This is a genomic window from Ktedonobacterales bacterium (assembly GCA_036557285.1).
GTDB lineage: Bacteria > Chloroflexota > Ktedonobacteria > Ktedonobacterales > DATBGS01 > DATBHW01.
Genome location: DATBHW010000016.1, coordinates 1 through 14257 on the forward strand (window position 1 = coordinate 1; position 14257 = coordinate 14257).

Sequence of the window (14257 nt, forward strand, 5' to 3'; positions counted from 1 at the left end):
CATCAATTATGCAGAACCAACTGATGAGCAAATCGTCGCGGGTCATGGCTGGCCTCCTCACTGTCAGGGAAATCGCTTTTCCTGAAGGATACCAAACCAGACACCGCTGCTTCGCTCAGAAAACCCGCACATCGGGTTAACTTATAAACGATACTTTCTTAGAGGGGGTTTTTACAGACGCTACAGACGCTACAGTTATGGAGATAGATGCAAACACCAATTCGTATCCTGGTCGCTGATGACCATCCGATTGTGCGCGATGGCCTGATCGCCATCCTCAACACCCAGCCCGACTTTGAGGTCATCGGCGAAGCCGCCAACGGCCCCCAAACCGTCGAGCGGGTCACGGTGCTGCGCCCTGATGTCGTCTTGCTCGATCTGGAGATGCCGGAAATTGATGGCGTCGAGACGCTGCGGCAACTTCGTGAGACCTGCCCCAACGTGCGCGTCATCGTCTTCACCGCCTTCGACACCGATGAGCGCATCCTGGGCGCTGTGCGGGCAGGCGCGCGAGGCTATCTCCTCAAGGGTGTACCTCGTGAAGAGATTTTCAACGCCATCCGCGTTGTTCACGCGGGTGAGTCGCTCTTACAGCCCATCGTCGCCTCCAAGCTTCTGCGCCAGGTCAGCCAGGAGCAGACCATGCTCGTCGGCTCCGAAACGCTGACCCCCCGCGAACTGGATGTGCTGCGCCTGCTGGCGCGCGGCCTGGAGAACAAAGAAATCGCCGCTGAACTGGTCATTGCCGAGCGCACCGTCAAGTTCCACGTCAGTTCTATCCAGAGCAAGCTTGGTGCGGGCAATCGCACCGAGGCTGTCGTCATCGCCGCCCGCCAGGGGCTGATTAAGCTCTAGACAGCACGTCCGCCAGCACATCGGGGAGGTCTGTCATTAAGCCATCCACGCCCAGGGCCAGCAGCCGCTCCATAGCGCCGCGCTCGTCTACTGTCCAGACATGCACGTCGAGGCCCAGCCGATGAGCGGCTTCGACCAGCGCCCGCGAGACGATCAGAGTTCCACGATGGGTTTCGGGAACCTGAAGGGCATCATAAGCCGGATGCAGCCAGCGCGTGGCCCGCGCTTTGGTCGCAAAAAAGACCAGCCGAATCTCCCTTTCGCTCGCAGAGGTTGCCACGCGGCCAGCGGTAAGCTGGCGAAAGCGAATGATCGGCAGGTGAACATCGCCGCTAGCGACAAGAACGCGATCCTCGGCCTGGTATTCCTGTATCAATTCCCATAGACGGCGCTCGCGGCCAGGGCTGCTCTCCTTCAGATCAATGTTGACGCGCAGTGTAGGGAAGCGCTCGAAAACCTCTCGCAGAGTGGGAATAACGATACCCTGCCCACGATAGGGGTAGGTCTGGCCGTCATCCAGGCTAAAGCGGTATCCGGCGTCGAACTGGCGCAGTTCGTCAAGGCTGTAGCTCACGACAGGTCCGACACCATTGGTCGTGCGATCCACCGTCGGGTCGTGGATGACAACAATCTCGCCTTCCCGCGTGGTCTGAATGTCCAGTTCCAGGGCGTCAGCGCCGAACGCCACGCCGCGCTCAAAGGCAGGCAATGTGTTTTCCGGCGCGAGGCCGGAGCCGCCGCGATGTGCAAAAAAGAGTGGCTTGTTGTGAACCACATAGGGGCGTCGCGCGCGGCTGGTGGCGGTAGTCTCTATGGTGAACTTCTCCTTTTGACCTCGACGAGATTACTCTGAAAGGTACTCTGGCCCGCCAGATCAGCCAGCGCATCCGATGTCGTCCAGTTGATGCTGCGCCCCCCAGGGTTGAGCCGTCCCCAGCGGCCCTTGGGCGCAGCCGCCACGCCAGGCGGCACATTCTTCGTGACCACCGCGCGCATCTGGCACGACCCGCGCGCATTCTCGATCAGCACTTCATCTCCATTGCCGATTCCGCGCGCCAGGGCATCAGCCGGATTGATTTCGACAAAAGGCGCGCCTTCCTTCGCCAGCAAACCGGGTATATTCGCCATACTACTTGAGACAAAGTGATGCGAGGCGGCAGAAATCAGGACAAGCGGCGAATGCGCCCCATCTCGTTTCTCCCGGCGAAACTCGGCTGGCGGCTCGTAATCGGGGAGCGGGTCAAGCTCCAGCCTGGCTAACGCCTCACAGCGCAGCTCCACTTTCCCTGATGGCGTGGGGAAGCGGAGATCAGCAAAGGGAACCTCTCGTTCTGGCGAAAATCGAAGCGGCGCCGTTCCTTCAGCCTGAAGCCGCGCCAGGGTAATGCCCTCCAAAAGCGGATTCTCTGCGCGGGTCGCATCCAACACTTCAGCGATAGCTTCTTCGGCGCATTGATGCAGCCACGGCTCGCTGTAGCCCATTCCTGTCGCCAGGAGCCGCATCACATCCCAATTGCTTTTCGCTTCGCCAATGGGGGAAATGGCCGCGTGATTGTATTGAAGGTTGCGGTATCCATAAGCTTTGTGCAGATCAGTCTGCTCAAGCTGGCTGGTGGCTGGTAGCACGATGTCGGCGTACTGGGCGGTGTCGGTCATGAAAAGCTCGTGGACGACAGTGAAAAGGTCTTCGCGTTGCAGCCCTTGAATGGTCAGGCCGGCATTGGGCGCAGACGTAACCGGATTGGCGCAAAAGACATACAGCGATTGTATGGGCGGATCGCTCACTTCACCCATCAGCGCGGCTCCAAGGCGATTCATGTTGATGACTCGCGGAGTGGGTGGACATTCCGAGGTGTGGCCGACAGCCTCAGCGTTCCATTGTACATGCCCGCTCATGCTGTAAAATAAGCCACCTCCACGCACACCTAGCTGGCCGACGATGGCCGGAAGACAACTGAGGGCGCGGACGGTCTGGCCGCCGTTGCCATGCCGCTGAACACCATCAGCGAACTTGAGCAGGGCTGGCCTGGTCGTTCCGTAGCGGCGGGCCAGCGCCACAATCGTCTCGCGCGCAACCCCGGTAATAGCAGCGACACGTTCAGGCGGGTACTGAGCCGCTCGTTCACGCAGGTCGCGCCAGCCAATCGTATTGGCCTCCAGCCAGGCTTCATCAGCCAGCCCCTCGCTAAAGAGGATGTGCATGATACCCAGCGCCAGAGCGCCATCCGTCGCCGGGTGTGGTTGAATATGTTCATCCGCTGAGCGGGCAGTGAGCGTGCGGCGCGGGTCAATCACCATCACATACGCGCCGTTTTTCTGGGCCTGGCGCAGCAAGGGCATAAAGTGCGGTCCGGTGCTGGCCGGATTATGTCCCCAGAGAATAACCAGACGGCTGTGAAGTACGTCGGCTGGATCGGGCGCCCAGCGCGCCCCCAGCGTGGCCTCCACTGCTGCTTCTCCAGCAGCGCCGCAGATCGAACGCTGAAGCCCACTGGCCCCCATACGATTCCAGAGCCTGGCGTTGCAGATGCGCAGTTGCAGCAATCCCAGCGTCCCACTGTAGGAGTACGGCAAGATCGCCGCCGCGCCGTATCTGGCGATGATCCTTTTCCACCGAGCAGTGATCTCGTCTATCGCCTCATCCCACGAAATCTGCTCCCAGGCTCCGCTGCCCTTCGGCCCAACCCTTCGCAAAGGATGGGTGAGTCGGTCCGGGTGGTAGACGCGCTCCAGATAGGGGCGCACCTTGGCGCAGAGCCAGCCGTCGGTAACAGGGTGGTCAGGGTCGGCAAAGAAGCGCACCGCTCGCCCATCCTGCACTTCCGTCAGCGTAGCGCAGGTGTCGGGGCAATCATGCGGACACGCACCGCGAACCAGTTTGTTCTCGCCATTCGCCATAACCGTCATCCTTCTTGCTTATTCAAGCTCAGCCAGACCCAGCCGTTGAATAATCGTATTCTCGAAGCCCAGATCAACAGCGAGACGGCTGTTGCGCGCCGCGTGCGCCGAAAGCCGGTCGCAGCGCTGATTCTCTTTGTTGCCAGCATGCCCCTTCACCCAGAAGAACGTGATTTGATGCTGCGCACACAGGTCGAGTATTCTTTCCCAGAGGTCTGCGTCCGCCACCGAATCGTGCCCGTTCAACTTCCAGCCCTGGTCACGCCAGCGCTTCGCCTGGCCTTCCTCTATCGCGTTGACAATCATCTTCGAGTCAGTATACAGACGCACAATGCTTGGCTCTCTCAGCTTTTTCAGCGCCTTGATGACCGCCATCATCTCCATGCGCGCATTCGTCGTCAGCCGGAAGCCGCCCGCGATCTCTTCCCGCTGAAGTCCCGTCAGCAAGACAGCGCCCCAGCCTCCCCGGCCAGGGCTGCCCAGGCAAGCGCCATCAGTATAGATACGCACTGTTGGGCGTTCACCAGTAACATTTAGCTCTGGCGCACCTTCAATCTCATCGCTTTCGCGTTCAGCGCGCCCCAGCCAGCAAGCATGGGCCGACGTAGCATAGACGCGATGGAGTTCATGCCAGGTTGGTACCTCTTCAATGCGCCAGTAGCGCGCCTCCACACTTTCGTGTGAGAGGCGCAGTTCGCCGCCCGTAACCTCGCAGAGATAGACGATAGCAACGGCGCTGTGTGGGCCAAATCCAGCCCCTGACGGGCGCGCGAAAACATTCACCAGTTGCAGCACGCGCGCATCCAAGCCCGTCTCCTCTTTCACCTCGCGTACTGCGGCGGCTGCCGGAGCTTCATTGGGATCGACCCAACCACAGGGTAGGCACCAGCGCCCATCATCTGCCCGGCGCACCAGCAAAATCTTATTATCTTCATCAAAGATCGCAGCCTCCGCGCCCACCTTGGGGGTGATGTAGCCAAGCTCGCCAGAGAGACGCTTACGAACCTCTTCCGGGGGCAGATCAAGCGCCTGGCCGTAATACTGGCTGACAAGCTCTAAGAGACGCTCATAGCGTTCCTGATCATAGGGGTTCTCTGAATAATTGAGTCCATTGCGCGCAACCGTAGCAATCTCATCAAGCAAAGGTAATATATCCATCTCAGATCACTTTCCCAACACGCAAAGCCTCGACAGCCAGTCCAAAGTTCACCTGGCCGCTCAGTTTGTCACGCGAAAGACGCTGCGTGACAATCGCATCAATGCGGCGGGCCGAGCGGATGGCAGGAAGCAGTTCCAGCGCGCCATTGACAAAGACCGTATAGGCACGCCCGTTATCCCTGAGCCGCAGCCGCAGGTCGGGGCGGTCACGCACAGGCTGGGCATCTTCCACCACCGCGCCTTCCAGATAAAAGCGTGGCTCAGGGTTGTCGGGGCCGGTGGGCGTCAGCAGATCAAGCGCCGTCCAGCACTCCAGCGTACCCAGCGAGCGCCCTGCCCGACGAAGCTGCGCTTCACATGGCTCACGCGGCGGCGGCCCCAGCGGATGCGCCTGCACGTCCTCCAGCAGCCCCTGTTTGAGCAGTTCCAGTCGTTCGCCCGCCAGAGTGAAGCCAGCCGCTGGGGCATGGCCGCCCAGCTTCAGGAAGAGGCCCACACCATCAAGCGAATGGTAGCTCTGATGGACCCGCCGCAGCATCGCAATCAGATCGCCCACACCGCCGCTGCGCCCGGAGCCGCGCCACCAGAGTTCGCCGGATGTTACTTCGACTGTCGCTTCCTCACCAGGCGCAAGGTTGCCCAGCGACGCCGGACTTTCGCCCGATAGACAGATAGTTGGCCGCTGATAGCGCCGCGCCAGCCGCCCGGCCAGCAAACCGATAATCCCGGCAGGCCAGGTTTCACGCGCCAGTACCAGAACTGGCGGCAGTTCGCCCTGGCGATCTAGCTCGGCGACCAGTTCCGCCTCAGCCTCTTCCAGGCTGCTGCGCTCGCGGTTCTGGCGCTCCTGGTTGGCGCGGTCCAGCAGCACCACCTGCTGGCGCACGAGATCATCATCCTCAGTGAGCAAACATTCCAGCACCTCATCCGGGCGCATCTCGCTCAGCCGACCAACCGCATTTAAGCGCGGCCCCAAGCGAAAACCGATATGCCGAGCATCCAGATAAGACCGCATTTCGCCATACAGGCCCACCGCCTCCATCATCACTTTAAGCGCCGGGCGGGCGCGCCCACAGCGCAGCGCCATGATACCTGCGCGCGCCAGCAGCCAGACCTCGGTTTCTGGAACCATCGGCGCCACATCGGCCACACTGCCAATCGCCACCAGATCAAGCAAGCCAGGCAGATGCCTGAACCAGCGTTCATCAATGTCCATGCAGAGCGCCTGGCAAAGCTTCCAGGCGACACCAACGCCGGTCAAGCCCTCGCCTGGATACCCCCCCACATGAGGGTTAATTACTGCCACAGCCTGGGGCAGTTGCTCCGGCAGGGTGTGATGATCGGTGATAATCACATCCAGCCCCTGCGCCTGGGCGTCAGCGACCTGCGCAGCGTCGCTTGTGCCAGAATCCACCGTGATAAGCAGCTTGCAGCCTTCGAGCAGCGCGCGTTGAATGGCGGCTTTGTTCAGCCCATAGCCATGCAGCAGGCGATGAGGCACGAAGGCGCGCACATCCGCGCCAACGAGCCGGAAGAAAGAGACCAGCAGCGCCAGCGAGGTCAACCCATCGGCATCATAATCGCCAGAAATGATGATCGGCTCGTTCGCCGCCAGCGCACGACGGATGCGCTCAACCGCTCTGGGCATCGTCGCCAGCGCGTGCGGATCGGGCAGGCGCAAACGCTCAATCCAGGCGCGTGCCTGCGCAGGGTTCGGCGGCCAGGGCAACTCAGCAATCCCATCAGCCGCCTTCGCGCTTGCCAGCAGGCGTGCTGCTGACTCCGCAGAGGTAAAGCGGCGATTAGCGAGGAGCTGCGCCAGAATCCGCCGCGCATCCGAACTGCCATTCACGCCCGGCACGATCAGCCCTGGCGGCAAGAGGTCTTCGAGTTGTTGCAGACTGAGCGACGGATAGAGCGGCGCCGGCCCATCAGGGAGCCGCCATTCATCAATGGCCCCTTTGGCTGCGCGGCTGGACACATTGGCTTGTTGGTCGGATGGCTGCTGAGGGGTAGACAAGAACTGCTCCTTCTCCTACAAGGGCAGGCAGCGATACATCGCTTAACCTCTTGAAGCGACCCAAAAGCGCTCATCTCAAGTATACCGCAAACGTCAAGCCCCTAGCCTGCTTAGAAGAGCGCAGCGTCTGACCGCTTGCTAGCTTCCATTCGGCTCTTCACCACCTGTCCTGCTTTCATCACCAGCGCCAGTTTGCCCTGATCTTCCACTGCCGTGATATTGGCGAGCAGGTCGCTGTCAACGAGCAGCAGGTCAGCCAGCTTGCCTTCTTCCAGTGTACCCACTTCTTTATCCAGATGCAGCAGCTTTGCTGCCTCACTCGTGCTGGCAACAATAGATTGCATCGGCGTCATTCCATGTTCCACCATCAGGCCCAACTCGCGGGCGTTGCGCCCGTGCGGTCCCACACCGCTATCGGTCCCCATTGCAATCTTCACCCCCGCCTGAATCGCCTTGCGAATGCTGGCGGAATGATCGGCGACCACAGCGCGAGCCTTATTCACCACAATCTCTGGCAGCGCCCCAGGATTAGCCTCAGCAAAAGCAATGACATCGCGCGGCGCTACCAGCGTCGGGACCAGATAGACGCTTTTGGATTTCATCATCTCGATAGCCTCGTCATCCAGCCAGATACCATGCTCAATCGAGGCGATACCTGCCTTCAGCGCATTCTTGATACCAATTGTGGACTGCGCGTGCGCCATTGCGCGCTTGTAGTGTGTGCCTGCTTCATACACAGCGGCGCTAATTTCCTCAACAGTAAATTGCGGCGAAGACGGGTCATCGCCTGTAGAGAGGACACCGCCGCTGGTACACAGCTTGATCCAGTCGGCTCCAGCACGCAGTACCTCGCGTACCTTCTTGCGCATCTCATCAACACCATCCACCACACTATGTGGCACATCCGGGTAATGAACCAGGCGCAGGTCTACGCAGCAGGGCATATATCCATCAGCGTGACCGCCGGTCTGGCTCAGAATCGTGATCGCCACCAGCATGCGCGGCCCAGGAAAGAGGCCGCGCTCGACGGCTACCTTCACACCCGCAGGTGTGCCACCAGCGTCTCGCACCGTTGTGATGCCTGCCTCCAGCGTGGCTTGGCTGTTGGGTACGGCATAGAGCAGATTGAGCGAGGGCGGAGTCATGACGCGATCCGCCAGGCCCATGCCAGAGCGCATTGCCAGATGAACGTGGCAATCAATCAGGCCAGGAAGAAGTGTCATCCCATCAGCTTCGATCACTGTCGCGCCCTGGGGGACAGGAACCGCCGCTCGCGCGCCAACTGCGCGAATGCGTTCGCCCTCAATTAAGATCGCGGCGTTGCTTATTGGGTCATGGCCGGTACCATCAAGCAACGTTGCCCCCAGAATCACCGTTGGCTCAGAGGCAGGAGTATGTGATGCAGCAGACATCGCCGGTCCCTTTCTGTAGAGAGAATTGTACCCCTAGCATACCATAGAAGAGGTCTTGCCGATGCCCTTGCTTTTGCATGGAAAATGCAGTAGTCTCTCGCACCATTGCAACCTGAGCGGCATGCCATCCAGCCCCAACCGCGCGTAACACCGTAGCGAATAGCTTATAAGAGTGTTTACGGAACTGCTCTCTACATAAAGCGGCTCCCTGGATAGAGGAAAGCAAGCGTATGAGTACAGATATATTGCTAGCAAATACCTATTTTCTGAATCGTGACCCCACCGAACTCCGCAATATGCGGCCCTATGCCCCGCTGGGTATTCTCTATCTCGCTGCCCATGTGCGCCAGCAAGGCTATGCTGTCAAGGTTTATGACAACACCTTTCGCCCCGACGAACACGCCTTCTTTCGCGCGCTGGAAGAGAGCAACGCCCGCATCGTCGGCTTCCACAGCATGTTTATCAGCCGTTCGTCCGCAGAACGGCTTATTCAGGGAGCCAAAGAGCGCGGCTGCACCGTCATTTGTGGCGGGCCAGATGCCACCGTCGCACCTGACCTCTACCTGAAGACCTATGGCGCGGATTACGTTGCCTTCAGCGAGGGCGAACACACGATAGAAGAACTGCTCGGCCATCTGACCGGCAAGACGCAGACGCCGCTCAACAGTATCCAGGGCATCGCTTACCTCGACGAAAACAAAGAAATTGTGCAGACACCCTCGCGCGCCCTGATGCGACACCTGGATGCGCTGCCCGAACCGGCCCGCGACCTCATCGATCTGGGCGAGTACCTGCACGCCTGGAAGAAGCATCACGGCTTCACGTCGCTACATCTCATCACTTCGCGTGGGTGCCCCTTTGGGTGCGCCTGGTGCAGTCGCGCCGTGTTTGGCCGCAACTATCGCCTGCGCGACCCCGAACTGGTTGCCCAGGAGATCAGGCGCATCAAAGATGACTGGAAGCCAGATCACATTCGCATTTCTGACGATATTTTTGGGGTCAACAAGCAGTGGATTATCCGCTGGCGGCAGGCAATGGAAGAGCACGACGCTGTAATTCCTTTTGAGTGCCTTTCGCGGGTGGACCTTCTGGCGCCCGAACTGCTCGATAACCTCAAAGCGGCTGGCTGCGTGCGCATCTGGTGCGGCGTGGAGTCCGGTTCCCAAAAAGTGCTGGACGCAATGAATAAAAACATCAAAGTCGAGGAGAGCTATCGAGCCGCGCAGTTGATGAAAGAACGCGGCATCAAGCGCGCCTTCTATATCATGCTGGGCTATCCAGGAGAAAAACGCGAAGACATCCAACGGACCAAAAAGCTCTTGCTCGATAACCTGCCTGAAACTGTCTCGATCTCCGTCGCCCATCCCATTCGCGGCACGTTCTTCTATGATGCCGTCGAAGAATATTTAGGGCAGGAGCGCGAGGACTGGAAAGAAACCAGTGAGAACCGCCTGATGCACCCGGCGGAGTTTTCAGGCGTTTTCTACAAACGCCTGGTCAGCTATCTGACCACATTGGTCTACTTCCGCCAGCGTCCCTTGCTGGACCGCCGCAACCTGTATGACCTCCCCAAGCTGGCGGCGCTGCGCGTGCTGACCTGGTGGCATGGCTGGCGTAGCGAAGGCAAAGACCCCCGGCTGGCCCGTGTCCTTACTGTAGCGACGCAAGCCGGAGCAAAGCAAGCGGCAAGCGCCGAGGCCAAATTGCATCATGTTGCTTAGACGGCTCTTTGCCACCACTACCGGCGCCATTGTCTCCAAAGGCGCGGCTATCATCACGGCGCTGCTGCTCTTTCGCCAGCTACCAACAGCAGACATGGGCCGCTACACCGCCGCGTTCACGCTGGTGAGCTTCTGCGCCATCCTGGGCAACTCCGGGCTGAATCCGCTGACTACCCGCGAGATCGCCCGACGCGGCGAAGAAGGGTGGGGGTGGTGGACAGCTATCGCGCCCTTACGCCTGCTGCTGGCGCTCGGAGCGTATGGTCTGCTGGTGGTGATCGCTTTGTTCGTTCCTTCGCTGGTAGACCCACGCCTGGCGCTGGTGGCTGGGCTGCTCCTGGCGCCCGACGCGCTGGCCGGGGCGCTGGCTGCCACACTCGGCGGGATAGGCCAGGCCACGCTGGCAAGCTGGCTGGACGCCCTCAGCAAACTTATCGGCCTGATCGCCACGCTGGCGCTTGTGGTGATCTGGCGCGCTGATGTGTTGGCGCTGGCCTGGCTGGCTGTGGCGCTGGCCGCAGGAACGCTGCTCTTCAACGGGCTGGCGCTGGTAAGCCAATGGCGCGGCACGCGATTGAACCACAGAGGTTGGCGCTGGAACCCCGGAAACTGGCGCATCCATCTGCGCCTGAGAGGTTCCTCAACTACCCCCTCTTCAGGTACCTTCTCTCCCTCTGATACACCAGATGGCCTTTCAGGCTCATCGAAGATAAGGCCGATCTGGACACACGAGCATGCGCAAGAATCTCTCCTGACTGGGACGCGTGAAGGAGAAAAACCTTCTCGTAACCGGTCCTGGCGCCGGAGCGCGCTCAAATGGGAGATTGTTCGTCAACTGCCCAACCGCCTGCTCTCTGATTGGAAATATGCCCTGGCAGCGGCGCTGCCATTAGGACTGGGGGCGCTGGCCGCCACCTTCTATTTTCGCGTGGATACCCTCTTTCTCAGCGCCGCTCGTGGTGGACGCGCCGTCGCGTACTACAACGCACCCTACCAAATCGTTGAGGCCTTCTGGCTTATCTCCACCAGTTGGAACGCAGTCATGCTCCCAGTCCTGGCCCGGCATTACTCGCCGCGATTCGTTGAGCGTTCGATTGCGCTGCTGCTTAGTATCGGCCTGCCTGCCAGTCTGGTCATTACCTTTCGTGCCGATGATATAGTCATGCTGGTCTTTGGCCCAGCCTATTTGCCAGCAGTGCTGCCGCTGCGGTTGGTGATCTGGGTCGTACCCATCCTCTTCAGCTACGTTCCCCTGGTGACAGCCCTCTTCGTGCATGATCGCCAGCGCGATGTCTTGTACGTGCTGCTGGCGAATCTGGTGCTGGCGCTGCTGCTGAATGCCTTACTCATCCCACCCTACGGAGTAGCAGGCGCTAGTATCGCTACTCTGATTGTAGAGGCTATTGGACTCATTGGCTATGTGTGCATGGCGCGGCGCGCCAATCTAGGGGTTAGCTGGGCAAGTGGCCTGGTCGGGCCGCTATCCATCTGCGCTCCGCTCGCAGCAATTCTGCTGATTGGGCAGGCGCTGCCCTTCTTCTTTATTATGCCAGCCACGCTCATGCTCTGGGCAGCCCTGTTTGCCTTGTTTCGTCCCTGGGCAGGCTGGCCGATAAACCCGCAGTTTTTCTCTCCACAAGGGGCGCGGGGCCAGTTTGAGCGAGTACGAACAGAAACTGCGGGCCAGGAACGTGAAGACCGTGCTGATGGGCCTGGTCACGCAAACGCTCAGCCGCCAGCCGACGATACGATAGTCAATACACGCCAGCCAGCATCTCAAGGAACGGAGGTTTCGTGAAAGTACATCGCAGAGTTCTTTTCTATCAGCCATATTGCTTCGACGGTTTCCCACGCATGCCGCTGCCTTTGATGTCGGTGGCGCGCATGGTAGATCGTGAGACCTTGGAGCCAATCATCTTCGATGCCAACGTTGATAAAGACGCGCTAGAAAAGCTGCTGGCCGCTGCTGCCGATAATCCCCTGCTGATTGCCATGAGCGTGATGCCCGGCGATCAAGTGGGCAATGCCTATGAGCATAGTAAACTCTTGAAGGCTCGCTATCCTGATCTGCCCATCATCTGGGGCGGCTATTTCCCTTCCATGTATCCCGATACCTGTCTGAAGACTGGTACGGTTGATGTGCTGGTCAAAGGTTATGGCGAACCAACGTTTGCCGAATTGATAGCACATTATGCCAGCGGCGGCGCTGCCGCTGATCTGAAGGGCATTGCTGGCACGATCTATCTGCGCGATGGCAAAATTGTCACCGAACGCCGACGGCTGCTGCAAGACCTCAACCGCTATCCGTCGCTGCCTTATGATCTGGTTGATCTGCCGCGCTACATCGCGCCCACCTGGCACGCTGACCGCAACGTCTTCTACATCTCCAGCCAGGGCTGCCCCTATGAGTGCGGTTTTTGCGCCATTCCTGCTGTCGGGGGGCGCAAATGGGCCGCCTACGATGCCGACAGAGTGATCGAAGATGTCAGGTTCTTTGTCGAGCAGTATGATGCGAACGGCATCACCTTTGGCGACACCGAGTTTTTTGTTAGCGAAGCGCGCGTGCGCGGCATCGCGCAGGGGTTGATCGATCTGGGCAGCCCGGTGACGTGGTGGGCAATGGGTACGATTGCCCGGCTGGTACACTTTCAAGAGTCTACCTGGCGTCTTCTGGAGCAGAGCCGCTGCGCGGGCATCTTCGTGGGCGCGGAATCTGGCTCTGATGAAACGCTCCAGGTCATGGGCAAGGCCAGCACCGTTGCTGATACTCTGCGCCTGGCGGAAATCTTCAAGCAGCACAGCATCCTACCAGAGTTTTCGTTCGTCCTGGGCTATCCACCGCATCCCGAAAAAGATATTGACGCCTCGCTAACGCTGATGAAGACCCTACGCGCGATGAATCGTAAAAGCCACTTTATCCCTCACGTTTATACACCCTTGCCCGACACCGGCAACTTTGACCTGGCAACCGAACATCACTTTGCCTCGCCAACCACGATGGAAGGCTGGCTGGAGGGCCGCTGGCGCGACTTTGGGCGCATGCACCATCCTCACACCCCCTGGCTGGAGGGCAGGCGTGGCAAGTTCCTGCACGATTTCGAGATCGTTGTGCAGTACAGCAACCGCGTCTGGGCCAACAAAGCGCCGGGGATGGTTGGACCAATCTCCTTCGCCTTGCTCAAAGCCTCCTGTTCGCTGCGCTGGCAGACCGGCTTTTTCCGCTATCCCTATGAGTTGCAATTCCTCTGGAAAGCCGGGCGTGCTTTCGCCCGGCTGCGCGATGGAGAGATTCCCTTGCCGGGACCGCGCCCATCGTGGAAGCAGTATCGCTGGCGGCGGGCGCGACCAGGCAAGAGCCGCTCAGCCTTCCCCCCATTTCAGGAGGCTCGCGCATGACCCTCTCAACATCCCTGCGCCGCGTGCTGGGCCGATACTCAGCTGCGCCTCAGCAGCTTGGTGTGCTGGAAGGGTATGCTCGCTGGGCAGCCACCTACGAGCAGGACATGGAAGGGCACCCGCTGGCCCTGGCCGAGTCCGGCGCTATTCTTGCCTTGCTGCCGTCATGCCAGGGCATCATCGCCCTGGATGCCGCCTGTGGAACGGGCCGCTACACCCGTATACTGGCAGCGCGGGGCGCGCGGCAGGTCATCGGCATTGATCAATCAACCGCTATGCTGGAACGCGCCCGCGAACTCAACACGCCTGAGCCTGGCGCTGAGATGCTCTTCAAGCAGGGAAACCTGCTCGATTTGCCGCTGGCTGATCACTCTTGCGATCTGGCAATTGTGGCGCTGGCGCTGGCTCATCTGGAAACCAGGCAACTCAGCCGCGCGTTTGCTGAGCTAAGTCGGATACTCAAACCAGGCGGCATGCTGCTCATGTCAGAGATGCACCCCTTTGGCGCGCTCACCGGGGGTCGCTGCCGCTTTGAGATACGCCAGGACAACCAGCAGCAGATTTATCATATTCAGACCCATACCCATCTGCACGAAGACTATCTTGCCGCCGCCAGCAATGCTGGTCTGGCTCTGGAAGCCCTGCGCGAGCCGCGCCTGTCACCCGATCTTTTCCCGGCCTTCGAGCGCGCCAATATGGGTACGTTTGCCCGCCAGTTTGCAGGATTTCCCCTCGCGCTGGTCTGCTGCTGGCGAGCCAGGGCAGAGAACCTGCCAACCTGACATGATGACGGAACG

10 protein-coding genes are annotated in these 14257 nt (G+C 59.9%); 5 read left to right on the plus strand and 5 right to left on the minus strand.

The features are described 5' to 3' along the window. The first annotated feature begins 207 nt into the window (after positions 1-207). Entirely contained in the window at positions 208-855 is a 648-nt protein-coding gene (locus tag VH599_05360; protein HEY7347726.1) for a response regulator transcription factor, read from the plus strand. Here VH599_05360 and VH599_05365 read toward each other — a convergent pair. The 5 genes from VH599_05365 to VH599_05385 form a co-directional block, all read right to left on the minus strand. Then, complete coding sequence (locus VH599_05365; protein ID HEY7347727.1) at positions 845-1630, minus strand: glycerophosphodiester phosphodiesterase; 786 nt, start codon at positions 1628-1630, stop codon at positions 845-847. The two genes, VH599_05360 and VH599_05365, sit on opposite strands and share 11 nt — an antisense overlap. A 35-nt stretch (positions 1631-1665) precedes the next feature. After that, on the minus strand, positions 1666-3753 hold the full coding sequence (locus VH599_05370; protein ID HEY7347728.1) for a molybdopterin oxidoreductase family protein: 2088 nt from the start codon (positions 3751-3753) through the stop codon (positions 1666-1668). Between the two features lie 18 nt (positions 3754-3771). Further along, a complete protein-coding gene (gene rnhA / locus VH599_05375; protein HEY7347729.1) occupies positions 3772-4911 on the minus strand; it encodes a ribonuclease HI in 1140 nt (379 codons plus the stop codon). A 1-nt stretch (position 4912) separates the two neighbouring features. Beyond that, positions 4913-6931: a DHH family phosphoesterase gene (locus VH599_05380; protein HEY7347730.1), complete on the minus strand. Its 2019-nt coding sequence runs from the start codon at positions 6929-6931 to the stop codon at positions 4913-4915. A gap of 110 nt (positions 6932-7041) precedes the next feature. Beyond that, entirely contained in the window at positions 7042-8343 is a 1302-nt protein-coding gene (locus tag VH599_05385) for an amidohydrolase family protein (GenBank protein ID HEY7347731.1), read from the minus strand. Positions 8344-8573: 230 nt separating this feature from the next. On the opposite strand from VH599_05385, the gene VH599_05390 reads away from it, so the two are divergent. From VH599_05390 to VH599_05405, 4 genes are read left to right on the plus strand one after another with little or no spacing between them, the layout of a single operon-like run. Further along, positions 8574-10064: a radical SAM protein gene (locus tag VH599_05390; protein ID HEY7347732.1), complete on the plus strand. Its 1491-nt coding sequence runs from the start codon at positions 8574-8576 to the stop codon at positions 10062-10064. Then, a complete protein-coding gene (locus tag VH599_05395) occupies positions 10054-11862 on the plus strand; it encodes an oligosaccharide flippase family protein (protein ID HEY7347733.1) in 1809 nt (602 codons plus the stop codon). The genes VH599_05390 and VH599_05395 overlap by 11 nt, the downstream gene beginning before the upstream one ends. After that, entirely contained in the window at positions 11859-13460 is a 1602-nt protein-coding gene (locus tag VH599_05400; GenBank protein HEY7347734.1) for a radical SAM protein, read from the plus strand. The genes VH599_05395 and VH599_05400 overlap by 4 nt, the downstream gene beginning before the upstream one ends. Beyond that, positions 13457-14242 (plus strand): class I SAM-dependent methyltransferase, encoded by a 786-nt coding sequence (locus tag VH599_05405; protein ID HEY7347735.1) that lies wholly within the window; start codon positions 13457-13459, stop codon positions 14240-14242. The genes VH599_05400 and VH599_05405 overlap by 4 nt, the downstream gene beginning before the upstream one ends. The last annotated feature ends 15 nt before the right edge of the window (positions 14243-14257 follow it).

What these genes read in the sequence shown, in the direction of transcription:
- VH599_05360 (HEY7347726.1), top strand. Translation starts at nt 208, where the DNA reads ATGCAAACACCAATTCGTATCCTGGTCGCTGATGACCATCCGATTGTG.
- VH599_05370 (HEY7347728.1), bottom strand. Translation starts at nt 3,753, where the DNA reads ATGGCGAATGGCGAGAACAAACTGGTTCGCGGTGCGTGTCCGCATGAT.
- rnhA (HEY7347729.1), bottom strand. Translation starts at nt 4,911, where the DNA reads ATGGATATATTACCTTTGCTTGATGAGATTGCTACGGTTGCGCGCAAT.
- VH599_05385 (HEY7347731.1), bottom strand. Translation starts at nt 8,343, where the DNA reads ATGTCTGCTGCATCACATACTCCTGCCTCTGAGCCAACGGTGATTCTG.
- VH599_05390 (HEY7347732.1), top strand. Translation starts at nt 8,574, where the DNA reads ATGAGTACAGATATATTGCTAGCAAATACCTATTTTCTGAATCGTGAC.
- VH599_05395 (HEY7347733.1), top strand. Translation starts at nt 10,054, where the DNA reads ATGTTGCTTAGACGGCTCTTTGCCACCACTACCGGCGCCATTGTCTCC.
- VH599_05405 (HEY7347735.1), top strand. Translation starts at nt 13,457, where the DNA reads ATGACCCTCTCAACATCCCTGCGCCGCGTGCTGGGCCGATACTCAGCT.